This is a genomic window from Geobacillus sp. BMUD, from assembly GCF_013096845.1.
Taxonomy (GTDB): domain Bacteria; phylum Bacillota; class Bacilli; order Bacillales; family Anoxybacillaceae; genus Geobacillus; species Geobacillus vulcani.
Window position 1 is genome coordinate 1 of the sequence record NZ_SDLA01000106.1, and the last position, 319, is coordinate 319.

General features: G+C 50.8%; 2 rRNA genes. Both read right to left on the bottom strand.

From position 1 onward, the window contains the following. Nucleotides 1-104, bottom strand: a 23S ribosomal RNA gene (locus tag ETC05_RS17640); the annotation flags it as partial. Between the two features lie 148 nt (nucleotides 105-252). After that, nucleotides 253-319 (bottom strand): 16S ribosomal RNA (locus ETC05_RS17645); the annotation flags it as partial.

Genomic DNA, 319 nt, shown 5'->3' on the forward strand with positions numbered 1-319 from the left:
GATCTACGCTTGCTTACAGCTCCCCGAAGCGTTTCGGCGTTTGCCCCGTCCTTCATCGGCTCCTAGTGCCAAGGCATCCACCGTGCGCCCTTTCTAGCTTAACCTACAGCGTCTCGGCTTCTTCCTTTTGTGTATCGGTTATCTAGTTTTCAAGGAACGATGTTTGTCATTGAGAGAACATCACTCGTTCCCTCAAAACTGAACGAAACGGAAGCGCCATGTTCATTGAACCGAAAGGTTTGTCATCCTTAGAAAGGAGGTGATCCAGCCGCACCTTCCGGTACGGCTACCTTGTTACGACTTCACCCCAATCACTTGC